This window comes from uncultured Gimesia sp. (assembly GCF_963972345.1).
In the GTDB taxonomy this organism is placed as follows: domain Bacteria; phylum Planctomycetota; class Planctomycetia; order Planctomycetales; family Planctomycetaceae; genus Gimesia.
Map to the genome: position 1 here is coordinate 1 of NZ_CAXAVM010000099.1, position 25,315 is coordinate 25,315.

General features: G+C 52.3%; 24 protein-coding genes. 5 read left to right on the forward strand and 19 right to left on the reverse strand.

The window, feature by feature from the left end:
• Window positions 1-351 (forward strand): PP2C family protein-serine/threonine phosphatase (locus AACZ40_RS16685; RefSeq protein WP_339675092.1); only part of this gene is annotated, 351 nt, incomplete at its 5' end.
• A gap of 169 nt (window positions 352-520) precedes the next feature.
• Here the strand turns inward: AACZ40_RS16685 and AACZ40_RS16690 are convergent.
• The 4 genes from AACZ40_RS16690 to AACZ40_RS16705 all read right to left on the reverse strand — a co-directional run bounded on the left by AACZ40_RS16690 (window position 521) and on the right by AACZ40_RS16705 (window position 4,324).
• Complete coding sequence (locus AACZ40_RS16690; protein ID WP_291175113.1) at window positions 521-835, reverse strand: hypothetical protein; 315 nt, start codon at window positions 833-835, stop codon at window positions 521-523.
• Between the two features lie 375 nt (window positions 836-1,210).
• Window positions 1,211-2,965, reverse strand: coding sequence for a DUF3352 domain-containing protein (locus tag AACZ40_RS16695; RefSeq protein WP_339675094.1), 1,755 nt, complete (start codon window positions 2,963-2,965; stop codon window positions 1,211-1,213).
• Window positions 2,966-3,078: 113 nt separating this feature from the next.
• On the reverse strand, window positions 3,079-3,780 hold the full coding sequence (locus tag AACZ40_RS16700; protein WP_291175108.1) for a hypothetical protein: 702 nt from the start codon (window positions 3,778-3,780) through the stop codon (window positions 3,079-3,081).
• Window positions 3,767-4,324 (reverse strand): RNA polymerase sigma factor, encoded by a 558-nt coding sequence (locus AACZ40_RS16705; protein ID WP_291175106.1) that lies wholly within the window; start codon window positions 4,322-4,324, stop codon window positions 3,767-3,769. The genes AACZ40_RS16700 and AACZ40_RS16705 overlap by 14 nt, the downstream gene beginning before the upstream one ends.
• Window positions 4,325-4,701: 377 nt before the next feature.
• Between AACZ40_RS16705 and AACZ40_RS16710 the strand changes: the two genes are divergently transcribed.
• Together AACZ40_RS16710 and AACZ40_RS16715 are read left to right on the forward strand one after the other, a co-directional pair.
• On the forward strand, window positions 4,702-5,649 hold the full coding sequence (locus tag AACZ40_RS16710; RefSeq protein ID WP_291175103.1) for a DUF1559 domain-containing protein: 948 nt from the start codon (window positions 4,702-4,704) through the stop codon (window positions 5,647-5,649).
• 180 nt (window positions 5,650-5,829) lie between these two features.
• The gene (locus AACZ40_RS16715) at window positions 5,830-6,252 is read left to right on the forward strand and encodes a hypothetical protein (protein ID WP_291175101.1); all 423 of its coding nucleotides are present in this window, start codon (window positions 5,830-5,832) and stop codon (window positions 6,250-6,252) included.
• 134 nt (window positions 6,253-6,386) lie between these two features.
• On the opposite strand, the gene AACZ40_RS16720 is transcribed toward AACZ40_RS16715, so the two are convergent.
• The 8 genes from AACZ40_RS16720 to AACZ40_RS16755 all read right to left on the reverse strand — a co-directional run bounded on the left by AACZ40_RS16720 (window position 6,387) and on the right by AACZ40_RS16755 (window position 14,533).
• Window positions 6,387-6,608: a hypothetical protein gene (locus AACZ40_RS16720; RefSeq protein WP_291175098.1), complete on the reverse strand. Its 222-nt coding sequence runs from the start codon at window positions 6,606-6,608 to the stop codon at window positions 6,387-6,389.
• Between the two features lie 213 nt (window positions 6,609-6,821).
• Entirely contained in the window at window positions 6,822-7,664 is an 843-nt protein-coding gene (locus tag AACZ40_RS16725; protein WP_291175096.1) for an FHA domain-containing protein, read from the reverse strand.
• 435 nt (window positions 7,665-8,099) lie between these two features.
• Window positions 8,100-8,876: a biotin/lipoate A/B protein ligase family protein gene (locus AACZ40_RS16730; protein WP_339675098.1), complete on the reverse strand. Its 777-nt coding sequence runs from the start codon at window positions 8,874-8,876 to the stop codon at window positions 8,100-8,102.
• 48 nt (window positions 8,877-8,924) lie between these two features.
• Window positions 8,925-10,394 carry an aminomethyl-transferring glycine dehydrogenase subunit GcvPB gene (gene gcvPB, locus AACZ40_RS16735; protein WP_291175091.1) on the reverse strand — a complete coding sequence of 490 codons (1,470 nt, stop codon included), beginning with the start codon at window positions 10,392-10,394 and terminating at the stop codon, window positions 8,925-8,927.
• A 66-nt stretch (window positions 10,395-10,460) separates the two neighbouring features.
• A complete protein-coding gene (gene gcvPA / locus AACZ40_RS16740; protein ID WP_291175088.1) occupies window positions 10,461-11,816 on the reverse strand; it encodes an aminomethyl-transferring glycine dehydrogenase subunit GcvPA in 1,356 nt (451 codons plus the stop codon).
• Window positions 11,817-11,995: 179 nt separating this feature from the next.
• On the reverse strand, window positions 11,996-12,382 hold the full coding sequence (gcvH, locus tag AACZ40_RS16745) for a glycine cleavage system protein GcvH (protein WP_291175086.1): 387 nt from the start codon (window positions 12,380-12,382) through the stop codon (window positions 11,996-11,998).
• 285 nt (window positions 12,383-12,667) lie between these two features.
• Entirely contained in the window at window positions 12,668-13,123 is a 456-nt protein-coding gene (gene rpiB, locus AACZ40_RS16750; protein ID WP_291175083.1) for a ribose 5-phosphate isomerase B, read from the reverse strand.
• Between the two features lie 300 nt (window positions 13,124-13,423).
• Window positions 13,424-14,533, reverse strand: coding sequence for a Sua5/YciO/YrdC/YwlC family protein (locus AACZ40_RS16755; RefSeq protein WP_339675104.1), 1,110 nt, complete (start codon window positions 14,531-14,533; stop codon window positions 13,424-13,426).
• A 439-nt stretch (window positions 14,534-14,972) separates the two neighbouring features.
• On the opposite strand from AACZ40_RS16755, the gene AACZ40_RS16760 reads away from it, so the two are divergent.
• The gene (locus AACZ40_RS16760; RefSeq protein WP_291175078.1) at window positions 14,973-15,668 is read left to right on the forward strand and encodes a class I SAM-dependent methyltransferase; all 696 of its coding nucleotides are present in this window, start codon (window positions 14,973-14,975) and stop codon (window positions 15,666-15,668) included.
• Here AACZ40_RS16760 and AACZ40_RS16765 read toward each other — a convergent pair.
• The 4 genes from AACZ40_RS16765 to AACZ40_RS16780 are packed head-to-tail and all read right to left on the reverse strand — an operon-like array spanning window position 15,659 to window position 19,499.
• Complete coding sequence (locus AACZ40_RS16765) at window positions 15,659-16,579, reverse strand: inositol monophosphatase family protein (protein WP_291175076.1); 921 nt, start codon at window positions 16,577-16,579, stop codon at window positions 15,659-15,661. The genes AACZ40_RS16760 and AACZ40_RS16765 overlap by 10 nt on opposite strands.
• Before the next feature lie 35 nt (window positions 16,580-16,614).
• Window positions 16,615-17,532, reverse strand: a complete 918-nt coding sequence (locus tag AACZ40_RS16770) for a RimK family alpha-L-glutamate ligase (protein WP_291175073.1) — start codon at window positions 17,530-17,532, stop codon at window positions 16,615-16,617.
• A gap of 36 nt (window positions 17,533-17,568) precedes the next feature.
• A complete protein-coding gene (gene mch, locus AACZ40_RS16775; RefSeq protein WP_291175071.1) occupies window positions 17,569-18,519 on the reverse strand; it encodes a methenyltetrahydromethanopterin cyclohydrolase in 951 nt (316 codons plus the stop codon).
• 59 nt (window positions 18,520-18,578) lie between these two features.
• The gene (locus AACZ40_RS16780; protein ID WP_291175068.1) at window positions 18,579-19,499 is read right to left on the reverse strand and encodes a dihydrodipicolinate synthase family protein; all 921 of its coding nucleotides are present in this window, start codon (window positions 19,497-19,499) and stop codon (window positions 18,579-18,581) included.
• A 389-nt stretch (window positions 19,500-19,888) separates the two neighbouring features.
• Here AACZ40_RS16780 and AACZ40_RS16785 point away from each other — a divergent pair, with 389 nt between their 5' ends.
• On the forward strand, window positions 19,889-20,176 hold the full coding sequence (locus AACZ40_RS16785) for a hypothetical protein (protein WP_291175066.1): 288 nt from the start codon (window positions 19,889-19,891) through the stop codon (window positions 20,174-20,176).
• Here the strand turns inward: AACZ40_RS16785 and AACZ40_RS16790 are convergent, their stop codons facing one another.
• The 3 genes from AACZ40_RS16790 to AACZ40_RS16800 form a co-directional block, all read right to left on the reverse strand.
• Entirely contained in the window at window positions 20,177-21,001 is an 825-nt protein-coding gene (locus tag AACZ40_RS16790) for a putative hydro-lyase (RefSeq protein ID WP_291175063.1), read from the reverse strand.
• Between the two features lie 6 nt (window positions 21,002-21,007).
• On the reverse strand, window positions 21,008-21,544 hold the full coding sequence (locus AACZ40_RS16795; protein ID WP_291175060.1) for a peptidylprolyl isomerase: 537 nt from the start codon (window positions 21,542-21,544) through the stop codon (window positions 21,008-21,010).
• 193 nt (window positions 21,545-21,737) lie between these two features.
• On the reverse strand, window positions 21,738-25,315 hold a 3,578-nt coding region (locus tag AACZ40_RS16800), incomplete at its 5' end, for a hydantoinase B/oxoprolinase family protein (RefSeq protein ID WP_339675109.1).

A 25,315-nucleotide genomic window follows, 5' to 3' on the forward strand; every position in this document is an offset into this window, starting at 1 on the left:
AATGCAGGCCATCTGGAACCGCTGCTGCGGGAAACTGATGGAACCTTGAGAGAACTGTCAGCCGAACATCCCAGTGTTCCGCTGGGTGTGATGGATGATTACGAATACCAGGCAATTCAGCATCATCTGCAGCCGGGTGAGCAGTTAATTCTATATACAGACGGGGTCACGGAAGCGATGAATGAAGAACGAGAACAGTTCGGAATCGAACGGTTGAAGTCCCTGATTCTGGACTCCCGTCTGAACCCTGCAGAACTGGGAGAGCAGATCCTGAAAGCAGTCAGAACGTTCGCCGGTCAGGCGGAACAGTATGATGACCTGACGCTGGTCATCATCGGCCGGACTCCCTAAAAAAACAAGTGAGATGCATTGCCCGGGCATCTCACTTGTCAGAGTCCATGAATTCCATTTCAGCGGCGAATGCTTTTCAAAAACGTATTACATTCACCTGAAAATCTTTCGATTTATTATCGTCGGTCCAGAAGGTGCTGGAGACGTTGCAGTCAGCCTGACTTCAGGCTTAAAGCATGATATCAGTTGGTTCGGCGACCTTGCGATATCCCATGCTGTGCAACACTTCCAGAACTTCACTCCAGGTGGGGAACTGTCGCCCGCTGCGTCGTTTGTAATCATCCATGGCTTTCATGAAGTCGATTTCCTGATCGCTGTAATCACGTTCGCACGTGGTGGGATCGATCTGGCGACGACGCTCGATTTTGCGTTGATCGACAACTTCATGTTTTGTATGAATCGCTTCTTTCTTGCCTGTATCTCTGCGATTGACTCGACGACGGTCGATAACCAGTTCTGATGGGGGATCAAGTTGATTTACCATGTTTAAATAAAGCCTTTTTTTGAGGGGAGATAGTTGTCTGAAGTAATTCGAACGCAAACGGGAAAATATAAAAATCCAACGCAAATCAGACAGTTTGAAACGCTGAAACGTGACGGTTGACCCTGAACCTCAAATTCCCGGTTCACAATCTTGGGAAAAACATTCCACGATTCGGATTTATTTCTGGCCAGAACAGAAAAGTGGAACTAACTTACTCAATTATTCCCACCAAAATCGGGATTGGGTAGTTTGTTTAAAATAATTAACACTGATAAGCGTGATCGAGCCTGCCGATTGCGTAGTTGTCCCGATTGTGACGATTCTCAGGTTCGATTTCTGCCGGCATGTTCAGAATTGTGTACAGAAGCGGTGATTTCACTCAGTGGGATTCAGCGAGCCCAGGCCGAAGATCATCCGCACCTGAGTTTTCTGCAGGCCGGCCGCAAAGAACAGGCCATCAAAGGACTGGAGCAGGCTTTTCAATCCGGCAAGTTTCTTTTTGCCTTTCTCCAGATCTCCGGCGTGCCCTTTGGAAAGCTGCTCAGCAAGAAAATCGGAGTTCTGCTCGATGAAGGCCCTGATCGATGCGATGTTCAGGAAGCAGAGTTGTTTTTCTTCCCGGAAGAAGGTTTCTTTCCAGGACTGAAATAAGGGTAAGGCAGCCAGACTTTCTTCCGATTTCAGCGTAAAGAACTCTCTGACCAGTTGTGGTGAACTGGCAAAGACAAGCTGTCGCTCGTTGATTCCATAAGCGGGTTGATAAGGGCCGAGACTTTCGATCCACCGCAGATGATACTGTTCGTGGTCTTCGATTTTTAATATAGAAGGTTGTTTATCGGAAGCAGATTCCGAATTGTGATGAGCGAGTATGCTGTTCATCAGGAAGTTTGCCACATTTTCCAGGGCAGACTGATATTTGCTTTTGTCAGTTGATTTCGAATCGACATCCGGTATCGAAAGCTGCATTGCCACAAGTCCATCAAAGGAAATCGCATCAAAAGAGAGCGTTTTGCGGGGGACGGAATAAAACAGCACACTGGGACCCAGAACTTTTGAGACCTCTGTTACGGGGTCGAGCCCTCCCAAAAGTCCCCTGCTGATGGCGTGGAATTTCTGCCATTTTTCCGGATTCTTATCCGCATAATAACTGATGATGCGGTTGGTCAGTAAATTCATATTGAGCTGCCCGGAGAGTGCAGCCAATGCCTTTTTCGGAATCAGCGTGTATTGATCGGGGATCTCAGCCGGGGTCTGGAGGATATTCAGTAATGGCAGATCAATGGCTTCAGAGTTAAACAGAATCACCGCTTCCAGGGCGACCGTGTTTTTGAGATGCAGACCTGCGATCAGCGCCCCCGTTTTCTTCCACCAGTTCACAACCCCTTCTTCGATCTCGTTTTGGGGAGGTTTGATATGCTCATCCCAGGCGCGTGGGTTCAGAAAGACCGAACCGGTGACATCCTGTGCCAAGACTCCCCGGGCGCGACGGTACATTTCCAGATCGAACAGACTCTGCAGATTTTCCGGAGCCTGCTTTTTGAGTCGCTGATCATCGTACAGGCGAATGGTCGATTCGAGATGGGAACGCCTGTCGGTGACTACCAGTGTCTGATCCAGAAAGACATAGGTGATCGCCGGTGCCGCGGGATCGGACTGCTGACGGACTTCATAACAGGTGATGCCCTGGAATGTGCTGGTCGTGACTTTGATTCCTGTTTTAGCGAACCAGGATTCCAGCAGTTTTTGCATCGCTTCACGATCGTGAACCGTAGTCAACAACAGCAGGGAAGGATTCTGTTTCGGGCCATGATTGAACACCGCCAGGCCGGCCGACTTACCGAAGAACTGGTTCAACAAAGGCAGTAATGGTTTGCCGGTAACCGACTCAATATCGTGCACAGCCTGTTTCAGATTGATGACATCCTGCGACTGCAGCCAGTTTTGAAATACCTGGGTTTGCCGAAAACGATTCACGAGTGGTGAACCCAGGAACTGCTTGATATGAGAGTTCAGATCAGTGGCTTCCAGGTAGAGGCCGGCCTTTTCATCCACCAGCTGGCTCAATGGTGCGGCTGCTCTGGCGGGAAGCACAGCTGCCAGGCAGAGGAGGACGGGAACTGAAGCAAACACGAATGCATTCTTTCGAGTCAGATGATGCGATCTCATTTTAATCGGCTGCATTAGTTTCATATTTGAACAACTCCAGGCTGGTCTGATGGATGAGATTCGGTGAATTCAAATCCCTAAATTTTCGTTGATTCTTCGGGAACGGAATGAATGATAAAATTCCAGGCATGACTGATCTGATCTTTGATCGGCTGCATCTCAAGATTGATATCATCCACCCAGTTCGATTCTCGGGTGTGGGCTTCCGTTGATTCCGCCTGCGGGGTTTTGACGGGAACAAGACTCACTGCCTCTGTCATCGTTCCGGCAGTACTTTGCGCCAGTCCCCAGGAAGCGGCGCCTGCATTCTTCAGAAGCAGATTAAAGCTGGGATGGGTCTGTGCCTGTGCCACAGCAGGCACAGGGGGAGAGTGAACCACATCGGTGGTAACAGGCAGGGGAGCGGGGCCTGCTTTTTCCACCTGGTTTCCGGAGAACTTCAAAGTGACTGCGATCAACAGCCCCGCGACGACAATCAGACTGGCGGCCCATTGGGGCACGCGAGATCCCGTTCGTGCACTGGGAATCTCTCGGGCAGGTTTCTCATCGGCAGCTGTTAAACAGGCAGTATCCAACTGCGCCAGCACTTCATCGATCAGATCAATCTCAGGCAGTGTCTGTTGCCAGGCAGGGATTGCTGATTCCAGAATGAGAAAGTCTTCCCAGAGTTGCAGATGCTCTGGTGAGGATGTCGCATGGTGTTCCAGTTGCGAACGCTGATCGAAGTTTCGAGTTTCGATCATGGACTCCAGTCTGGTTTGAAATTCAACGAGATTCATAACGGACCTCTGGTACAATTCCTCGCTGTCGTAAACTGGCAGCCAGTTCCTGTCGGGAACGGTGCAACCAGGTTTTAATCGTGCCTTCCGGACGGTCCAGAATTTCTCCGATTTCCTGACAGCTCAAATTTTCCTGATGAAATAAAATAAAACATGTACGATGGTCATCGCGTAACAGGCTGATGGCATTCTGTAATTCTTCGCCGAGATCCTGTAACCGTTCTGCTGACTGACTGATGGCAAGATCAGCGGCAAACTCTGAGGGAACAGGACGGCGGGCGCGTTTACTCAGAAAGGTTCTACAGCGATTGGCGGCGATCGTGAGTAACCAGGGTTTCAGTGTTCTCTCTGGATCCCATTGGTGAAGGCTGCGAAATGCCCGCACGAAGACCTCCTGGACGACATCTTCGGCGTCCTGACGATGTCCCAGCATGCGGAAGCAAAGTCCAAAGATACTGCTTTGGAACCGGGCTACGAATGCGCGCATGGCCTCCGTATTACCATCCAGGCAACTTCGGACTTGCGCCGCATCATCTTCATTCACGGAGGAATCCCGTATTGATGTTCGAATCTGTCGAAATTGAAATTCAAATCTCAGGTTACTCACTCAATATACCAGAATCGGAGAGAGGAAGTTTCAGAAAAATCAGGTCAGTTTACTCTTAGTCCGTACGGGTTCAAATGGTCAGTGTTAAGGTGTCGGTCAGCGGGATCTAACACGAATATAATTAATTGCAGAGGAACGCCGCGTTTGTGTGCGTGTGTTAATTATTTGTCCAGTAACAGGTTAAGGTTTCTGGTTGACAAGAAGTCTAATATGAAAGAAACTTAAGATAAAGAAGTTTATTAATATGTCGGAATTTAATTAATGCTGAAATTTATTTTTGTGATTTCGATGTCATTTTGAGAAGAAAGAGTGAGATGCAACGCTTAAGTGGAACAAGACAGTCTCGTGGATTTACATTAATTGAGTTACTGGTGGTGATTGCGATCATTGCCATCCTGATCGCATTACTTCTCCCGGCAGTGCAGCAGGCGCGTGAAGCAGCTCGTCGCAGCACCTGTAAGAATAATTTGAAACAAATCAGCCTGGCGATGCACAATTATGAGAGTGCGCATCAGGTATTTCCGTATGCACACCGGGGTGATAATAACTGGTATCCGGCGGCATGTCATAAACGGGACACCTGGTTCCACCGGATTCTGCCGTATGTGGATCAGGCTCCCATGTATAACGCGTATGAAGCAGATTGTGCCAACGTTTCCGCCAGTACAAGCAACCACGTGCATAATATCTCCAGCAGCCAGAAGTTTGTGAGTACACCTCTACCCGCCTTCATGTGTCCGTCTGATATAGGGCCTGCCTTTGCCGAAAGTTCGGGCGTTCGCTGGGGAGGAAGTTACATGGGCTGTATTGGCTGGTCGAGGAACCGTTCGACGGAGAGTGATGATGGTATGTTCGGTTACCAGACGAAAACCAGGATGCGGGATATCAGTGATGGTACATCCAGCACGATGATGTTCAGCGAAGGTGTGCAGCGCGTGGCAGTTCCCTCCGGTTTTTCCTGGGGATGTCCCGGCTGTTACTGGATTGGGGGAGCGCATGGAGAAGTGACATTCACTGCCTATGAAACTCCTAATACGGCAGCACCCGATCAGAATTATCTCTGTAAAAGTACTACGGATGTGAATGCGCCGTGCGTGGATAACACAACCGTGCGCTGGAACTATGCCCGCAGCCAGCATGTGGGAGGTGTTCATGTTGGTTTGGCAGATGGTGCCGTTCGCTTCATATCAGAGAATATTGATCTTCGTACCTACCGTGCCCTGGCGACGATTTCCGGTGATGAAGTAGTCGGCGAGTTCTAATACCGGCGGATTTCAGGTTTCCGGGAGGCTCCTCTTCTTTCCGAAGCAGGGATCAGGGTCTGATCAAGGGATCAGGTTCTGGTCAGTGGTATTGGGATACGCGATCCAGTATAAATTCAGTTGAACTTTTTGGCCCCTGGCAACATTGTCAGGGGCACACTTTTTTTCAGGAGATAATCAATGAAGTTGGTCTCATACCTCTCACTGCTGGTATGTTTAACGGTTTTCCTTGTTGGCTGTGGTGGGGCCAGTGATGCTCCTGTGACATATCCTGTTTCTGGAAACGTCACCTTAGATAGAGAACCGTTGCCTGCGGGAGACATTATTTTTCGAGATGCCGCCGGTCAAGCAGCAAGCGCTGCCGGCAAGATAGAGAACGGTGCCTACTCCTTCAGGGCAACCGCGGGTCAGAAATCGGTCGTGATTACTGCGACGAAAGAGATCCCGGGGAAAACCGTTGTGGGTGGCGCACCCGATGAGCCACCGATGCCTGCCGTCGAGCAGTATCTTCCTGCAGAGTACAACGAGCAGACGACTCTGAAAGCCGACGTCAGCGATTCTGGTGCTAACGAATTTAATTTCGAACTGAAAAGCAAAGAGTAGACCTGAAGTTTTTGCAGGCTGGCAGCAGTTTTTCAGTGAAATTGAAAACGGGAGCCGGATTCAGATGAATTCGACTCCCGTTTTTGTTTGCCTGTAGGAGCACCTCCGCGACAGAACTGCGGCGGATATCAGTTTTAATGCTTTTGAATACATTCCCGCGCCAGGATACGGGCCTGTTTAAAGGCGTGCTTGACGGTATAAGCCCGGGCTTCCACCTGCTCTTCCGTGTAATATTTGCCATGATCGCTTTCCGGGAGGCCGGCGAGTGACAACGTCAGTGGCAGCAGGTCTAGAAACTCACGATATCGTCTCTGAATGTCGTTGCTGGCGTTGGCTGAATCATTCACGGAAAGCATCTCCCTCTGTTAGCATCATAGATTGTGAATTCACAGTTTCAGAACAGGATCAATCAATGGGATCGATGCAGGTGTCGCAACGAATTTGCCTGTATGATTGATTGACTACATCCCTGATCTTATTCTCTGATTCTGCCAAACACAATTGAGAAAAGCAATGGGAAGTCGTGAATATAAGACTGCCGGACGCGATGGCCATCGAGGCAGTCCAAACTATTTCTCGGCTTCCTGCTTATTCTTGAGCCCGGTCTGTTCCGGTGGAGGAAGTGTCACGGGCGGCAAGTCCGGTTTGGATCGTCCCTGTTGTTCTTCCTGATGTTGTGGAGGCTGCTGCGGGTAACCCTGAGGGGGCATCTGATACTGCTGTGGATAAGCTGGCATCGGCTGTTGCGGATACCCCTGTTGTGGATAATACTGGGGGGGCATCTGGTAAGGATAGGGCTGCCCGGGATGCATTTGCTGGGGAGGATATCCATATTGCGGCTGCGGCGGGTAACCAGCCTGTTGGGCTGCCTGCTCGTATGCCTGCTGTGCCTGACGCTGCTGTTCAGCCGTCAGAATCTGCGTATCTCCTTCATAAACTCCCGGGGCGGCAGGTGCCTGCGGAGCGGGGGCGGCTTCTGGTTCAGCAGGAGCGGAAGTATTTTCTTCCGATGCGTGCACGGGAATGTCAAAAACGGTATCGGAGCCGGTCAGAATATCACTGCCGGGGGCAGCTGGCGCAGCGGTTTCTGCTTTGTCGGGAGCCGCATCCGCTGTATGTGACATCTGAATTTCAAAATCCAGTTTGCCGACCCGGATCTGATCTGCATGGGAAAGCTGCACTTCACCCTTGATCCGTTTACCATTGACCATTGTGCCGTTAGTACTGCCAAAATCCCGTAAACGGACACTGTATTCATCCACTGTAAAAACACAGTGGTGTCGACTGACCATGTCGCTGTTGGGGCGCAGATGGCAGTCTTCTTCCCGGCCAATCAAAAACTTTTTGCTTTTGATGGGGATTTGTTTTCCATCATGACGACCGCCCACGACTTTTAACGAAAGCTGCAACATAAACGTTCACTCCATAGGTTTCAAACAGAACACTTCAAAGCTCTGGAAGGGGATGCGGTAATTGGAAATTACCATCCCGTTACCGATCACCTGGTTTTCATTTTTGACTTATTAGATTAGAAGAAAAAATGTGAAATGAACAAGAAACAGAAATGAGTGAGGTACCTTCGGATCTGTCAATGAAAGGAGCAAATAACAATGCCCGTCAGGCCCGCATTGTGTGGTTTGACTCACTTCCTCGTAAGTAAAACGCCACTACTTTTTTCCGTAACACGAAATCTCAATGAAATAAAGTATGTATTACATCCTTAACGCTATCAGGCATTTGACGTAATGTCAATAACTATAAAACACGCATCCTGCGTGTGGATAATTTATTAATAAACTAATAAATCTGCTTGAATCTGATAAGTGTTGATGGTACAGCTGTTATCGCTATTTTTTGCGTGAGGTCCACTCATCAGTGGAATATTTTTCTTTTTCCAGGCTCTCCGATTGAGCGAGTTCTTCGTCAGTCAGGATTTGTGACTCCAGCGGGAATTCCAGCGCCTGGGAAATGGCGTTTGAAAAATCGACAGTCAGGTTCTTGAGAAACGTTTCCTGAAATCGATCGGTTTGACCAGTCAGGTTCAGTAAACCGGGAAAATCGGGCGCATGTTCTGAAGTCAGCAGTAAGAGGCTGCCGTGCTGGACAATTGCTCCACGCCGTCTGCGTTGTGCGCTGCCCAGGATTTTTTGTCCCTGGTAAATCAGATCTCGTTCATCGCCTCGCCCGAAGCAGAGAAATGGCTCCGATTCCGATCGAAATGAGACGCCGCGAAACTGAACCGGCAGGCCGTGTGCTGCCAGGACGTCAATAATAGGCTGATGGATCGCCACGTACAGTTCTGGCGGTAATTTTGCCAGCGGGTGACTGCCGGGCAGTGCGAATGAATAGGTCAATTCATGGTGATGTAAAATCGCTCCGCCACCGGAGAGTCTCCGCACCCGCGCCAGATATTTCCAGCTCTCGTCTGCGTCTTCTGACACATTTTTCTGAAAGTATCCCAGTGCTATTGTGGGCTGATCCCATTGATACCAGCGTAGGGTACAGCGGTTTTCAGTGGCGGCTGACTCCAGCAGGGTTTCGTCGATGGCCATGTTCCGGTTCCCTGACAGGGGAGCCGGTTCGATGATCAGGCGACAGTGATCCGGGGTTGCTGAAGGAGGCATGTCGGAACCAGACTGTAGAGCGAGTCACAGGATTTCGGACGGAAACAGTTATTGAGGCTCGCAGCACTGCAGGATCGGATTACGGGCGGCGACCACTTCGTCGGGCCTCTGTACGATCGTGCTGTGGGGAGCCTGGTGCAGAAATTCCGGGTCTTCCTTGAGGATTTTGATAATGGTTTCCGCGAAGGCATCCAGGGTTTCTTTGGACTCTGTTTCCGTCGGTTCTACCATGATGGCCTCAGGCACCACCAGCGGGAAATAAACCGTGGGAGCATGGAAACCGAAGTCCAGCAGTCGTTTGGCAATATCCATGGCCGTGATTCCATTGGCGGCTTTGGATTTGGAGGCGGAGGCCACAAACTCATGCATGCACAGGTCGCCATTGGGAACAGGCAGAACATCCTTCAGCAATGCTTTCAGATAGTTGGCATTCAGCACGGCATTTTCAGAAACCGCTTTGAGACCGGGTGCTCCCAGAGTTCTCAGATAGCAGTAGCCCCGGACGAGGATGCCGATGTTTCCGTAAAATGACCGGACGCGACCAATCGATTTTGCCGGGGTTTCCAGAGTATATTGATCGGTTTCGTCTGCATCAGGATGAAAATGAATCACGGGTCCTGGCAGAAAGTCTGCGAGGAAATCACGAACGGCTATCGGACCCGAACCGGGACCGCCGGCGCCATGTGGTCCTGTGAAGGTTTTATGGACGTTGAAGTGCATCATGTCGCCACCAAAATCGCCTGGTCGAGTATAGCCCAGAATGGCGTTCATGTTGGCTCCGTCGATGTAAACCAGACCGCCGACATCGTGCACCATTTGCGCAATCTGCTTGATGTCTTTTTCGAACAGTCCCAGCGTATTCGGGTTGGTGACCATAAAGACTGCAGTCTGATCATCCAGGTGTGCCTTGAGGTCTTCGAGATCGACCAGACCTTCTTTACTGCTGGCAAGCTGCACACAATCAAAACCAGCGATCGCGGCACTGGCCGGGTTCGTCCCGTGGGCACTGTTGGGGAACAGAACTTTCGTTCGCTTTTCACCACGGTCTTCAAAATAGGCTTTGGCGGTCAACAGGGCAGTGAATTCTCCCTGGGCACCGGCCGCGGGTTGCAGCGAGACGGCTGGCAGCCCTGCTATTTCTGCCAGCATTTCCTGCATCTCGTACAGCATGCCCAGCATTCCCTGCAGATCCGACTGATTCTGATAGGGGTGCAGATCCACGATTCCCGGCAGGCTGGCGAGCCGCTCATGTCGTTTGGGATTGTACTTCATCGTACAACTGCCCAGGGGGTAGAAGTGGGTGTCGACGCACATATTCAACGTCGACAGATTGACGAAGTGACGAATCACATCAGACTCGGTGACTTCTGGCAGTCCGGTCGGTTTGTCTGCCAGTGCTGAAGCCGGGATCAGCTCGCTCAAGGGGCGTTCCGGAACATCCGCAGCGGGAAATTCAGCGCCGCGTCTGCCGGGTTGAGAGAGAGCAAATAATGATTCCGTGGCCAGTTTATTTCGCATGGTATTGGATGCTGCTTCGAAATTTTAAAAAGGAAACGTGTTAAGCACTTGGATCAATCGAGACGTTTATGCTTTTAAGGCAGTGACCAGTTGATCGATTTCTGAGCGTGTTCTCTGTTCGGTAATCGCTACCAGCACACCCGTCTGGAATTGATCGGAAGCATTTTTGTAGTCAAACCGGGACAGTTCCGGTCCCAGGTCAAAGCCGGCCTGTCGTGCTTTTCGCAGCAGGTAATCCGCCCCTTCGGAACAACTGACTGCGAACTCTTTGAAGAAAGAGCGTTCCGGGAACAGAAGCTCGATCCCCTCGACCATCGCAAGTTGCTCAGCGGCATAGTGTGCTTTCTGGCACGAGAGTTCAGCGACTTCGCGGATCCCCTGTTTGCCGAGCAGGGAGAGGTAGACGGCAGCACGAATCGCGATGAGCCCCTGGTTACTGCAGATGTTACTGGTGGCTTTATCGCGGCGGATATGTTGCTCGCGAGCCTGCAGATTGAGAACATAACAGCGTTTGCCGTTTCTATCAACGGTCTGCCCAATCAGCCGACCGGGCATTCTGCGGACAAACTTTTCACTGCAGGAAAACAGGCCGAGGTAAGGGCCGCCAAACTGCAGGGGGGTTCCCAGCGACTGGCCTTCGGCAATCGCGATATCTGCGCCATAGTCTCCGGGTCGTTTCAGAATCCCGAGACTGATCGGGTCATAGGACACGACAGACAGGGCACCATATTTGTGTGCGATTTCCGTCAGCTGTTCTGCTTCTTCCAGCGTTCCAAAGAAATTCGGATGCTGGATGACCAGACAGGCGGTTTCTTCATTCATGGCAGCATCGACGGCAGCAGGGTCGGCGGCCCCATCAACACAGGGCACGACGACGACTTCACAGTTCAAATGTGTCAGATAGGTTTCGACCACCTGCTGGTATTCCGGATGCAGTGAACCGAGCAGCACCACGCGGTTGTGTCGATTCGTTACCCGCATTGCCATGAAGGCGGCTTCACTGACACAGGTTCCCCCTTCGTAGAGACTGGCGTTGGATACATCCATGCCGGTGAGCCGACAGATCAGGGATTGAAATTCAAAAAACGTCTGCAGACTACCCTGGCTGGCTTCAGCCTGATAGGGGGTATAGGCCGTGTAGAATTCACCCCGGCGGGCAATTTCATCCACGGCAGCAGGAATAAAATGATCGTAGGCACCGCCGCCCTGCATGCAGACACGTGACGTCGGTCCGACGTTCTTTGCTGCGAGTCTGCTGACATGTGCCTGCAGCTCCATTTCGGTCAGCGCGGGGGGAATCTCAAGGGGGCGATCCAGTCGGAGCTCAGAAGGGATGGTCGCGAATAAAGCTTCCAGCGAGTCAACGCCGATCGTTTTCAGCATTTCCTGCTGCTGTTCTGGTGTGTTGAAAATGTAGGGCACGGTTCACTCGATAAAAAACGTGATTTTGGTAAACGCTGTGGGATTATAGTCGCCGAAGAAGCGTGGGAACTCTGTTTTATCCATTTTCGGAGGGGATCGACGGAATCGACTTCCTCGAATCAGAAAAGTACAGTGAACAACCGGTGTCATCGGGTCACTGCCAGGTTGGCCTGTTAGCTTCAGTGGGCTTCTGACTCACAAAACTTTTTGTAGTCGTCGGCGTTCATGAACTGATCCAGTTCTGCGGGGTTCGACATTTTGACTTTTGTGATCCAGCCGGCACCGAAAGGATCATCAGACAGAGGAGACTGATCATCCACGAGGGCTTCGTTTGCCTCCACAATTTCCCCGCTGACAGGGGCGTAGAGATCGCTGACGGCTTTGACACTTTCGACTTCGCCGAATACTTTGCCGGCTTCGCATGTTGACCCGATTTTCGGGAGTTCAATATAAACCAGATCGGTCAATTGATTTACAGCGAAATCAGAAATTCCGACAGTCGCAATATCGCCTTCGACGCCGACCCATTCATGTGTTTTGGTAAATTTTAAGCTGGCCTGATCCATGATCGCATTACCCTCTGTGTTATTTCTTTTCGCTGGGATTCGAACGGCTGATACCCTGAAAAAAGAAGTCTATAATTCCCTGATGACTCACTGTTGACGATACAGAGATTTGTTCCATTTGAAAAGGAATCAGTGAGGGAAATTCCATGACTCCCGCGGTATATCTGCGAGATCCGGAATTGCCGTTTCTTACAGGCAGGAGTGTTCGGCGCAGCAAAGCGGTGAGGGGGCCAGTTGTTTCATGCTGATGCGGAATATTCATTTAGACAGCGGGTGAAAAAAGACTCAATGCGGAGGCATGTTTTCTTCTTCGACCTTGTGCAGTTTTTCCAGGCGTCGCGCGTGTCTGCCACCTTCGAATTCCTCTTTAAGCCAGATTTCGATCATGCGGTTGACGAGTCGATCTCCCAGCAGATCAGCAGACAGGCAGAGTACGTTGGAATCGTTGTGCAGACGGCTCATCTGGGCGGTGATATCATCGTGGCAGGGTGTGGCGCGCACTCCCGGAAATTTATTGGCGACAATGCACATTCCCATACCAGTACCGCAGATCAGAATCCCCCGATCGATCGTTTTTTCACCGATGGCTCTCGCGACTTTCACCGCATAGTCGGGGTAGTCGACGCTCTCTCCATCATCGGGACCATAATCTAAGGCCACATGCCCCAGCTGGTTGAGGAGAGTGAGGATCTTGACCTTCGTAGCAAATCCCCGGTGATCGCTGGCAACTGCAATTTTCATCGAAACTCTTTTGTATCAAGTGGCAAGAGAAGAATTAAAATAATGAGGAACCCTGATTCCGTAAATGTACGCTGTGATTTTCCTGTTGAGAGATTTCTGGAGTGAATCAGGATTTATATCAAACCCGCAGCGGGTAGATTATTTATCGTAACGAGTGAATGTTTGACGGGTTAACATTATCTTCATAATGGTAAGGTTAATGGTTTACCAGCCATTATAGCAAGTGAGCTCTCACAGCTCATGTAGAAAATGAGGATTGAAAAAAGATTATCTCAGGCGGGTGGAAATACAGGCTGCTTATCAGTTTTGTGGGATATTGATCTGATTAACAATCTGGGTAAGGTGCTTTTCGATTTCATTTTTACAATCGACATAGCATTGAAAGCCTCCCCCAATCGGATCAGAGACGTCTTTTCCTTCCACAGACAGCAGTTTGACGGATTCTTTCAGGTCGGGACGCTCTGCCAGGATCGCTGCCCGATGACTCTGGGTCATGGTAAAAAGATAATCAGACTGGTCCAGGAGTCGTTCGGTCAGTGGCTGGCTCTCATGTGCCTGGATGTCAATGCCCTGCTCAGCCAGGATGGCGACTCCTTCCGGGCTGGGAGGCGAGCCCATGGCGGCAGCAAGGCCCGCTGACCCTACAATAAAGCCCCTGTCAGACAGCTCATCTTCCTGGCACTTCAGCTTATCTGCCAGCAATTTGCGAAACAGGCCTTCTGCCATCGGGCTGCGGCAGGTGTTTCCTGTGCAAATAAACATGTATATTTCGCTGGAGAGACGTTTGAGGGTGGTTTCAGTGACCACACCAGGCTGGAGAATTTTCCATTGATTATCGGTAATCCCCACGATGGTAGACTGGTCCCCAAAGCGAGACGGGCCATCATCAATCACCAAAGCGACTTCTTCTCCATAATCTTCAATAAGGGAATCTGCTGTCTGATATTTTGAATCTTCGTTCAGGAGTACCAGTGGTGAAGGGGAGAGTCGCATCGTCTGAAAAATGATTTCATGCGCAGGGGCGCGAAGTCTGATCTGACTGCCGGGACAGATTTCTGACTGCACTTCGGGGGGCAGTTGTGAGAACAGGCTGCCTGGCTGGGGGCGTTCCAGTTCCAGTACGACAGGACCTGGCCAGCAGCGTTTGGCCAGTTTTCGTGCCAGGGGTGGCATTTCCGGCAGATAATCCTGTGCCTCGTCAAAGCCTTTCACACACAGGACCAGCGGCTGGGCACCACCAGAGAGGGAACGTAATTTCGCCATCGCGACGGGGCTGAGCGACTGGCCTGCGATCACATAGGCTGTCGCAGTGGGAAAAGCGACGAGTTCTCCTTTTGCCAGGTACTGGACAGCAAGATGAATCACATCGCGGATGTCGTCAGTCTGTTTTAGATTGATCCGTTCGGTCATGAACAATTTAAGCCTTCATTTTGTCGCAGAAAGTATTTTCCGCGCAATTCAACGGTCAAAAGTGTTAAGAATTTCAGGTCCGCGACGAATCACGATCAAAGTATCCCCGCTGCGTTAAATTCGATGGGAGCGACTCCTTATCACTGATAATAACCGGCTAAATTCGATTGATCAAGCTGCTGGAAAAATTGATGCTCATAAGGTATTATCATTGGGCCGTTTATGACGCTTACAGAAGAGCTCTTCTTTAGAGAATATCAAGAAATTCGGAAATCATAACGATTTCCGCTTTCTGGATCGTTAAGATGGCTACCATTGACGGGCAGGGATTTCATTCCAACCTCAGACAGTTCTCCAGATTTGATAAGCAATTCGATCTATGGCTCCATTAAGTTCTCCCCGTAAAAGTACCCCTAAACGGTTACGCCTGAGAAAATCCTTGCGTTCTCTAATCGAATTTGGTGGTGGCGACCAGATTGACCAGAGCCAGTTTCAATCGACGACCCGCAAGTTATACGATGGCCCGGCCGGCGCCGTGCTTTATCTGGCGAGTAAATTATCCCTGCATGATCCGCTGGTGGGACGTATTCTCAAGACGCGACGTTTTGATGTATCAGAGTTCCGCAGCATTTTGGATATTGGCTCAGGAGCGGGGCAGATCCTGGGGCATTTACTGCGTGAAACGCATCCCGATGCTCGACTGGTTGCCTGTGATTTATCTCACCAGATGCTGAAACGGGCTCGCACCCGCATGAGCAGCCTGCGTCCGAATTACCTTTCCGCCGATATGACGAATCTGCCTTTTCAAGATGAATCATTCGATTGTGTGACCTGTGGCTGGGTGCTGGAGTATGTGGCTGATCCCCGACATGGTCTGATGGAGATCCATCGCGTATTGCAACCAGGGGGAAGTCTGTTTCTGCTGGCGACGGAGGATAAATTCTCCGGCATGCTCAACAGCCGTACCTGGAAATGTCGTACCTACAATCGAATCGAACTCAAACAGGCATTTGAAGAATCAGGACTGCCCTGGAAAGAGCAGCACTGGTTCACTCCCATCCATCAGTTCCTCAAGCTGGGAGGCATCATTGTCGAAGCCACCAAGCCTCTGGAACCGGCCGAAATTCAGTCCTGATAACGAACCTTGCTCCAGTCTTTTGCCAGTTCACAGAGTGCCTGCAGAGTCTGGGGGTTGGCACTACAGGCTGTGATTCCGGGCAGCCGCAGCATGTCGGCCCGCTCATCCATCCAGTGTTCGTGGAAATTCACGGATTCGCCATTGTGAACCCAGACCGCATCTCCCCCCAGAATGCGGGCGATATGCAGCGACACCGGGAAGTCATAGACATTCGGAGTATGTATCAATGACCCTCCAAACGCGCCGGTTGCCAGATGATCATAAATGCTGCCGGGCATTTCTTCCGGTGGCACGCCTTCCAGTCCGGTTGCTGAGACGAGTTCTGCATTTGAGGTGTCTTTGTCCTGAAAGCCGATGAGGTAGATTTTCGGGGAATCGGGTCGACTCGCGGGATCGATGGCTGGCATGTCATCCAGAACCTCGCGCGCCGGTCGACTCAGGTCATCGGATCCACAGACGACGCGCTGATGTACGGCTTCGACCCACGTCCCCTGTGCGCCTGTCTCCGGAATATAAACCAGCGAGTAATGAACTGTCTCGCTGTCGCGCAGATGCACCATGACACAATAGCCGTCGGCAGTTTTATCGCGATACTGTTTCGTGCCATCAATGGGATCGATTGATATGACATAAGGAGAGTCCTCGGCAAAGCGGTGCAGGTCTCCCGTTTTTTCTTCGGCTTCGATGCGACACTCGCGGAACAGCGGATCGCGGTCGCGTAAGGCAGCGACAATCAGTTCCTGTAATGTCAGGTCTGCCAGCGTCAATGCGTCCGTGAGGGCACTGCCTGACGTTTTATTTTCCACGGCAATGTTGAAGTGCCTCAATCGTTTGGCGATGGCTCCCGACCAGCGGAGAATTTCAGGCAGGTGTGTCTGCAGGGCGGTCAACAGTGCGTTCAGTTCCATGACATAGCTCATTTCAGAATGAATTCAGTTTGGTATTAAGCAGAGGGCCTATTGTTTCGTTTCTGTTCCAGATATTCAATGACCAGCGTCGCGACATCGATGTGGGTCGCCGACTGAAAACCGCGCCAGCCTGGCACCGCATTGACTTCCAGCAGATAGCATTCATCCGGTGCCTCCGCAGGAGAGAGCAGATCAACGCCTGCGAATTCTGCATCAGTCAGCGCCGCTGCGCGGACCGCCAGTTCGACTTCCCGATCCGTGGGGTGATAGAGTTCGGCCTGTCCCAGGCGAGAGACATTCGTGCGAAAATCATTATGACCGTGTCGGCGGATGGCGCCGATCAGTTTCCCATTCAGCAGCAGGATCCGCACGTCATAGCCGGGATGGGCAATATACTGCTGCAGGTAAATCACCGCCTGGGTACGTTCCAGCGTGCGAAAGGAACGATAGGCGAGATCGGGATCGCTGATGCGAAAAATACCACGTCCTTCTGAACCAAACAGCGGTTTGACGACGACGTCTCCCCCCAACTGGTGAAAGTGCTGCAATGCTGCTTCAGAAGATTCACAGATCGCTGTGGCTGGAACAGGCAGACCGGCGGCGGCAAGTCGGGAGGTGGTCAGATATTTATCGACAGCACATTCGATCGCGCGCGCAGAATTGAAGACGGTGACACCTGACTGTTCCAGCCGGCCTAACAGGTCCATGCGAAAAACGACCTGTTCCAGAGAGCCGGGAGGCATCGTGCGAATGATCAGGCAGTCGAAATGCGGCAGGTTGATTGGGGTCTGTTCTGCATCATAGCTGAAAAACTGTTCGCGCGCATGGTTATTGACGAAAGCCGCCATGTCGCGAAATTCGATCTTGGACGCTTCGTGTCCGCGTGCGCCGGCTGCCTGCTGGAGTTGATCGCAGTACCAGCTGATCTGATTTCCCAGAATGGCAATCTGCACGAAGGTTATTCCATTTTTGAGACGGATGCCGAAAAGTTAGAATCCAAAACTGTTTTTCAATAACCCCGTATTCAGCTGGCCGAACTGAAAGACATTTCCGGTATCCAGGTTCTGAAAGATGATGACCGCGGGGCTGAAGAAACTGGGGTCGATTTCATAGAAGTCATGATTGGCTTCTGCGAAGACTTCCAGAAAAGGTTTTCCATAACAGGCGGCCGAACTGGAAGGAATGGTTGGGCCGATTTCCTGCAGTGATTCATCATCTCCGGTGACCCAGAGAGTGACGGAACCACCGTACAGAATGGAGTCATTGGTACGTCCGATGCCCGTCAGATGATCTTTTGCCACCGGTGCCAGCGGTGCGGTGCCAAAACCGGCCTGGACCCGATGCACATCAAACTTGCACTCCAGCAGTTTATGCATGGCGGTTTCCACGGAGCGGGCGATGACCTGCATATTCCCGGCGATACTGGAAGTGGGAGCCACCAGCAGCACGATGTTTTTGGGATCGACGCCTGTCGCTTTGGAAATTTTCTCAATCACGTCCACGCCGGGCAACGTGTTGGCTTCCAGCACGCCGACGGTCTTCTCAGGTGATTCACCAAACGCGAGAACACGATACAGATCTTCTGCTTCCGCAGCAGCCCGCATGGGGCCGGAGCCCATGGCAAAGAAATTGTCGACGTCAATTTTCCAGCCGGCATACTGACTCAGCAGACAGGCTTCGACGGGGTGGTCGGTCTGAACCTGCAGGTAAGGTAAGGGCAGAGCTTCCAGTTCTCCCGGAATGAGTTGAATCTCGCAGAGATCGGCCATACAGATGCGGGCCAGTAATAAACCGGCCTGCAGGCCTGCGGGGGTTTCAACTCCGCAATCCACCACGACCGCGCCGTTCTGCAGGGCATGCGGTATGACTTTGAGTTCACCCGCCCTGGCCAGCAGCTGTTCGGTTAACAGGCACGCTCGTTCGTTTAAAACTCCACTCATAATATTTCATTCAATTCGAAGTACTGGGTAGAAAAAAGAGATGCGTCTGGGGAAGGCGTTTACAGGCAACCCACTTCCGTCATAATCGTGCGGGTACGTTCAATCAGTTCGGGGGTGCAGGCCGGGAACGGATGGAGCAGGGTATCGTGTTCGATGACCCCACGCAGGCGGAGTGCGGTTTTCATCGAGCCAATGATGTAACCCACATTCATGGTTCCATCGGGGCAGACAAAGACTTCAAATAACCGGACGATGGCTTCCTGGAATTGAACCGCTGCCTGGTGGTTGCCAGCGGCGGCAGCTTCGTAAAGCTGGACGAATAATTCCGGCCCAACATTGGCCAGCCCGGGCACCGTACCGTCAGCGCCTGCCAGCACGACAGCGTGGACCAGCATTTCAGCACCGGTAAACAGCTTCATACCGGGAGGTTTATTAGCCACCAGCCGATGAAATCCCACGGCATCTCCGCTGGAGTCTTTGACGCCGATCACAGTCCCTTCTCTCCCCAGGGTCATGAGCGTGTCTAATTCGATTTTGACTTTGGTCATCACGGGAATGTCGTAAGCAAAAATGGGAATGTCGACCGCTTTGCGAATCGTGCGGTAATGGACGAGCATGTCTTTCTGGCTGGCCGGGTAATAAAACGGGGGGCAGACCACGATGGCATCGGCGCCCTGTGCTTTAGCGACTTTCGCCTGCTCGATAATCTGTTCGGTACCCGGAGCAATCACTCCCACCAGCAGGGGAACGCGGCCATCCACAACTTTGACTGCGATTTCCGTTGCCTCGTGACGATCGGCTTCACAGAGCAGAGGCCCTTCTCCCGATGTGCCAAACAGGAACAGTCCATGGGCTCCCTTGTCGAGCATGAATCGGTAAACGGATTCAGCAGAAGCGGGGTCCAGCCTGCGATCGGGAGTCAGAGGTGTAATGACCGGAGGGAGAACTCCCTTCAGTTGTTCGGAAAGGTTGATTGCCATGAGATCTCGTACCAGAAGCTAAAATGAAAACATACAGGGACCCGTTCTGGTTTTGCAGATGTTGTGTCACAGGTGCACAGATCTGGAAACTGCAATGGCCAGAAAGCAGGATCGGTCAGGAATTAATTTATACCAAACTGGATTCCCAGATGCGATGAATCAAAGGGCCCGAGAGCAGGAATCTGGCAGTCAGACCGGATTTCAGACTGAATCAAGGGCCTGAATTGCTGATCGGGACGATTCTAAGGAAGATAGGGAATCTTCCGTTACCGGAGTCTGCGCCAGCGCCGGAGAATAAGAGGTCTGCTGCTTTGATTCAGAGAATTTTATCTGCGGAATGAAAAAAAGAACTGGAGTGGGCATCTGGGTGATCGATATAATGGGCTCGTATGAGAAACGAACAACAGCAGACAATCTGTCTCGACCATCAATGCGAAGAAGATCAGGCCACGCCGTTTGGTATGGTCTGTCCTGAATGCAAGCGTCGACTTTATACCAGGCCCCCCCGGGGTAATCTGATGAGCTTCTGGGAAAGCCAGCCCGTGGCGTTCACTCTCGACCGTGAACCCTGCTTTGCCTACTCACTGATGTGGGAAGATTATCGTATACGATCAATCCATCTGCCCGAGCTGAATGTGGCAGCCCCTGATTCCTCTGAAGTAGAGTCGCATTCCTGATTAGAATGAACGGCCTGGCTGATCCGTTGTATCGGCTGCCAGTTCTTCGTCTTTCAGGTCAGAGACGAACATGCAACCCGGGCTGTGCGTGATGGCAAACTCCGGTCTGGCCTGCATGAGCACTGCCTGCGGAGTCACGCCACAAGCCCAGAAGACGGGCAGTTCATCCGGTTTGACGGAGACAGCATCTCCATAATCGGGTGTTGAGAGATCAGTAATTCCCAGCTGTTCCGGAAATCCCAGATGCACGGGGGCTCCATGGACGGCGGGAAATCGACTGGTAATCTGCACCGCGCGAATGGCATCCGCCGGTTTGAAGGGACGCATGGAAACCACGAGCGGGCCGCTGAACATTCCCGCGGATTCACAGGGAATTGTCGTGCGATACATGGGAACGTTGACACCCTGGTCAATATGTCGCACGGAAAGTCCTGCGGCGATCAATGCTTCCTCAAACGTGAAGGAACAGCCAATCAGGAAGGCGACGAAGTCATTCTGCCAGAGCGAAGTGATGTCTGTGGGTTCGTCTACAAGCTCACCACGCCGCCAGACACGGTAGCGGGGGAGATCGGTGCGCAGGTCGGCACTTTTTGCCAGAATCTGCGGACAGGGATCACCGGGTACGGTGACTTCCAGCAGGGGACAGGGTTTGGGGTTCTTTTCACAGAACTCCTGAAACTGAAGGGCCTCTGTCTGTGGAAGGATCACGAGATTCGCCTGGGCAAACCCGGGGGCGAGCCCCGATGTCTGCCCGGTGAATTCTCCGTTGCGACACGCCTGTCGCACGAGTGCGCCTGTCTTCAATGAAGATCGATCCACGCTCATCAGTAACTACTTTGCAGTGGCAATGACTTCGGAACTGGTGATTTTGACATCTTCCAGCGGGCGGTCACTGTGATTCGTTTCCATATCACCGATGGACAGCACGACGGCTTCACTTTCGGCGTCGCTGGTTTTGCCGAAGACGGTGTACTGGTTATCCAGGTGCGGAACCCGGCCCAGGCAAATGAAAAACTGCGAGCCAGCGGAATTCGGATCACTGGTACGGGCCATGGAAAGGATACCGGTTTCGTGGGGCAGATTATTGAACTCGGCATCAATGGTATAACCAGGGCCACCAGTTCCCGTACCCTGCGGGCAGCCGATCTGGACGACGAAATCGGGAATCACACGGTGAAAAATGATACCATCATAAAAGCCGATTTTGGTCAGACCGATGATATTTTTGCAGTGTCCCGGGGCCACATCGGGATACAGGTCAGTTTTGATAGTACCTTTTGTAGTTTCGAACACGACCTGATAGTTGAATTTTTCAAAATCAACATCAGCCAATGCGGCATCTACTTCAGCACGACGGTTTTCGGACACGGTAATTTTCCTTCTCTTTAAATCTGTGTTTTCGATACGATATTCTGATGTAGTGGCCCTGATGTCACCTTACCGCCTGACACACAAAATCACAAAGCAGATGGAAATAATTATGACCAGAACCTGTATTTCCAGGTCGGCGACATTCTGAATGCAGCCTGCATTGGTGAACAGATCGTTGGTGTGATTCCAGTTAATCAGCTCTGCCAAAGCCACCGCCGCCCGGGGTTTTGATCGTCAATTTGTCGCCGGCTTCAATGGAGAGGGAGAATTTCCCTCCCAGTGATTCTGTCGTGGATCCGTCCGCTTTTTCCAGTAGATTTTCTCCTATCTGTCCGGGAGAACCGCCGGCCAGTCCGAAGGGGGCGTAATCTCCCCGGCGTTCGGAGATCAGGGAAATCTTGAGTGGTTTGAGGAATTCAATCTGGCGGATAATGCCCGCGCCACCAGGGTATATCCCGGCGCCCCCGGATCCGTGGCGGATGGAAAATTCGTGCAGTCTGACTGGGTAGCGGCGTTCAATAATCTCGGCGTCCGTCAGGCGGGTATTTGTCATGTGAGTATGCACGGCGTCCGCGCCAGGCTGCGCGGCAGTTGCGCCACTTCCGCCACAGATGGTTTCGTAGTAACCGAAGGTCTCATCTCCGAACGTGAGGTTGTTCATGGTGCCCTGGCTGGCAGCTGCTTTGTTGAGCGCGCCCAGTAACGTATCGACCGTACGCTGCGAGGTTTCCACGTTGCCGCCGACCATCGCCGCACATTCTGCGGGCGTCTCCCGTTCGGGGGGATTCAGAAAACATTCGGGCAGAATGATTTCAATGGGAGTCAGCACGCCGCTGTTCAGGGGGATGTCTTCCTGAATCAGGCAGCGGAAGACATACAGTACGGCGGCATTCACAATGGCCCGATTGGCATTCAGATTGGTTTCCAGAACGGGTCCTGTGCCAGTAAAGTCGACAATAGCGCTGGCACCCTTGATCGTGATTTTTACAGAGAGTGGCGCTGCGTTGTCCAGGTGATCGGTGAAGGAATAAACGCCATCTTCTATCTCAGACAGGACAAGTTGCATTTTTTCCGTGGCTGCCTGCTGGATATGTTTCATGTAAGCCAGCACCACTGTCAACGAGTAACGTTTTACCAGGTCGTTCAGCAGGCTCACGCCACAATTGTTGGCAGCCACCTGGGCCGAGACATCCGCCAGGTTATCCTCGACCGAACGAGAGGGAAACTCGCCTGAGCTGAGCAGTTCACGCAGTGCATCTTCACGCGACGTGCCCTGATCGACCAGCTTGAAGTTGCGAATCAGTACGCCTTCGTCTGCCAGCGTTTTGGAAAAGGGGGGCATGCTGCCAGGCACGATTCCGCCGATCTCCGCGTGATGGGCGCGACTGGCAGTGAAGAAGATCAGTTCGTCTGATTCCGGGTGATGCACGGGAGTGATTACGGTGACATCGGGCAGATGCGAGCCCCCCCGATAAGGGTCGTTCGTCACGTAGACATCGCCGGGCGCCAGCTCCGGATTGTCGGCGATAATGCGCTTGACGGTTTCACTCATCGCGCCCAGATGCACGGGGATGTGAGGCGCATTGACGACCAGGTCACCCGTGGATGAAAAGACGGCACAGCTGAAATCGAGTCGTTCCTTGACATTGGTGGAGATCGATGTTCGCTGCAGTGTGATGCCCATCTGTTCGGCGATGGAGGCAAACAGATTGTTGAATATTTCCAGCATCACCGGGTCGGCAGTGGTGCCAATCCTGGTCTGTGTTGCAGAACTTTCAGAGGTCTCCTGAATCAGTGTTTCGCCCCGCGCGAGAATGCGGGCTGTGAAGCCGGGGTCAATGATGACGGTCGAAATCGCTTCACAGATGATTGCCGGTCCCGTAATCTGATCACCGGGATGCAGGTCGTCGCGCAGGTAGACCGCCGTGGGTTGAATCGTTCCCTGGAAACAGGCCTGTGTCGTTTCCAGTGGTGCCGGACTGCGAGGCATCAATTCGGTTTCCGGAAGGTGAGGTTCTTCCATGCGGCCCACAATTTCGGTACGCATCGCGGTGACTTCGACAGATCGGCTCTTGTGCGTGTAACCATACAATCGCTGGTGTTCCTGTTCAAATCGGGTGAGTTCGTCCTGGCCTGTCTGACAGGTGACCTGGATGGTGGCATCGGTGCCGAGATAACGCATTTCCAGCGAGTGCAGTGGAGGATCAATGCGTTCAGCCGGGATGCCTTCTGCGCGGACTTCTTCATACACGCTCTGATCAAGTTCGGCAAATCGCTGCTGTAATTCCTGTTTGAGATCTGCGTTCCAGGGCTGCAGGACCGACTGCTGTCCGAATCGACGGACGTCGGCCTGACCGATGCCGAACGCACTCAGGATACCCGAATAAGGGTGGATCAGAACTTCATGAATTCCGAGCGAACGGGCAATCGCACAGGCATGCTGAGAGCCGGCACCCCCGAAGCTGACCAGGGCATAATCGGCGGGATCGTAGCCCCGGGCGACCGAGATATTACGGATCGCGCGGACCATGTTGGCGTTTGCGATTTGCAGAAAGCCTTCCGCCAGTTCGAGAGGAGTGTAGGTTTTCCCCATGGGAGAAGCCGCGATCTCTTCGCAAAGCTGAGTCAGACGCTGCTCGACGGCGTGCCTGTCCAGAACGAAGGGGAAGCGACTGGGAATGATTTTACCCAGGTACAGGTTCAGATCAGTAACCGTGAGCGGGCCGCCACGCCCATAGCAGGCGGGACCGGGATCTGCACCGGCACTGTCAGGACCGACGTGCAGTTTGATGCCGTCAAAGCCACAGATACTGCCTCCGCCTGCGGCAACCGTTTCGATGCTCAGCATGGGGGCCACAATCCGCACGCCGGCCTTACGGGTTTCGAATTCCCGCTCGTATTCGCCGTCGAAACGGGAGACATCGGTGCTCGTACCTCCCATGTCAAAGCCGATGGACCGGGGGAAACCGGCGATTTCCGCGACACGCGAATAGCCGATTACGCCCCCCGCAGGGCCAGAGAGAATACTGTCTTTGCCGACAAAATGGTTCGCATCGACGAGACCGCCTGCCGACGTCATGAGTTTCAATTCACAGTTTTGGAGCGGCGTGCGCAGTTTGCGGATATAGTCTTTGAGAATCGGGTTCAGATAGGCGTCCATCACCGTCGTATCTCCGCGGGAGACAATTTTAATGAGCGGCGAGAGCCTGCTGGACACACTGATTTCGTCAAAGCCGGCCTCTGACGCCAGGCGGGCGACCAGTTCTTCATGTTGGGGGTTGGCGAATGAATGGAGCAGGCAGATCGCCAGTGATTCCACGCCGGTCGCTTTAAGTTGATCGAGTTGCTCCCGAATGCGAGCAGGATCGGGGGGATGGAGTACATTGCCTCCAGCGTCGATGCGTTCATCGATTTCCAGGGCGATTTCAAAGAGGGGCTCCGGTTTTTGAATGGCCAGATCGAACAGGCGGGGACGGTCCTGGTTGCCGATCAGCAGGACGTCTGCAAAGCCTTTGGTGGTGATGAAGGCTGTACGGGCTCCCTTGCGGGTGAGCAGGGCATTGGTGCCGCGCGTGGTTCCCAGTTTGACGCTGATCTCGGAAATCGGATCGGATTTTTTCAGACCCAGAATCCAGCGGATGGCCAGCACGGGAGCCTCTTCACCGGATGAGAGTTCATAGCCTGTGGAGGGTTGCACGGTGGAAGGGATCGCGGGGGAGAAGGTCAGGGTGCCGGTCTGGCTGTCAAACCGCGTCACTTGTGCGGTAT

What these genes read in the sequence shown, in the direction of transcription:
- AACZ40_RS16725 (WP_291175096.1), bottom strand. Translation starts at nt 7,664, where the DNA reads ATGTTGCAGCTTTCGTTAAAAGTCGTGGGCGGTCGTCATGATGGAAAA.
- AACZ40_RS16730 (WP_339675098.1), bottom strand. Translation starts at nt 8,876, where the DNA reads ATGCCTCCTTCAGCAACCCCGGATCACTGTCGCCTGATCATCGAACCG.
- gcvPB (WP_291175091.1), bottom strand. Translation starts at nt 10,394, where the DNA reads ATGCGAAATAAACTGGCCACGGAATCATTATTTGCTCTCTCTCAACCC.
- rpiB (WP_291175083.1), bottom strand. Translation starts at nt 13,123, where the DNA reads ATGAAAATTGCAGTTGCCAGCGATCACCGGGGATTTGCTACGAAGGTC.
- mch (WP_291175071.1), bottom strand. Translation starts at nt 18,519, where the DNA reads ATGAGTGGAGTTTTAAACGAACGAGCGTGCCTGTTAACCGAACAGCTG.
- AACZ40_RS16700 (WP_291175108.1), bottom strand. Translation starts at nt 3,780, where the DNA reads ATGAATCTCGTTGAATTTCAAACCAGACTGGAGTCCATGATCGAAACT.
- AACZ40_RS16755 (WP_339675104.1), bottom strand. Translation starts at nt 14,533, where the DNA reads ATGACCGAACGGATCAATCTAAAACAGACTGACGACATCCGCGATGTG.
- AACZ40_RS16715 (WP_291175101.1), top strand. Translation starts at nt 5,830, where the DNA reads ATGAAGTTGGTCTCATACCTCTCACTGCTGGTATGTTTAACGGTTTTC.
- AACZ40_RS16720 (WP_291175098.1), bottom strand. Translation starts at nt 6,608, where the DNA reads ATGCTTTCCGTGAATGATTCAGCCAACGCCAGCAACGACATTCAGAGA.
- AACZ40_RS16785 (WP_291175066.1), top strand. Translation starts at nt 19,889, where the DNA reads ATGAGAAACGAACAACAGCAGACAATCTGTCTCGACCATCAATGCGAA.
- AACZ40_RS16790 (WP_291175063.1), bottom strand. Translation starts at nt 21,001, where the DNA reads ATGAGCGTGGATCGATCTTCATTGAAGACAGGCGCACTCGTGCGACAG.
- AACZ40_RS16765 (WP_291175076.1), bottom strand. Translation starts at nt 16,579, where the DNA reads ATGGAACTGAACGCACTGTTGACCGCCCTGCAGACACACCTGCCTGAA.
- AACZ40_RS16690 (WP_291175113.1), bottom strand. Translation starts at nt 835, where the DNA reads ATGGTAAATCAACTTGATCCCCCATCAGAACTGGTTATCGACCGTCGT.
- gcvH (WP_291175086.1), bottom strand. Translation starts at nt 12,382, where the DNA reads ATGGATCAGGCCAGCTTAAAATTTACCAAAACACATGAATGGGTCGGC.
- AACZ40_RS16710 (WP_291175103.1), top strand. Translation starts at nt 4,702, where the DNA reads ATGCAACGCTTAAGTGGAACAAGACAGTCTCGTGGATTTACATTAATT.
- AACZ40_RS16780 (WP_291175068.1), bottom strand. Translation starts at nt 19,499, where the DNA reads ATGGCAATCAACCTTTCCGAACAACTGAAGGGAGTTCTCCCTCCGGTC.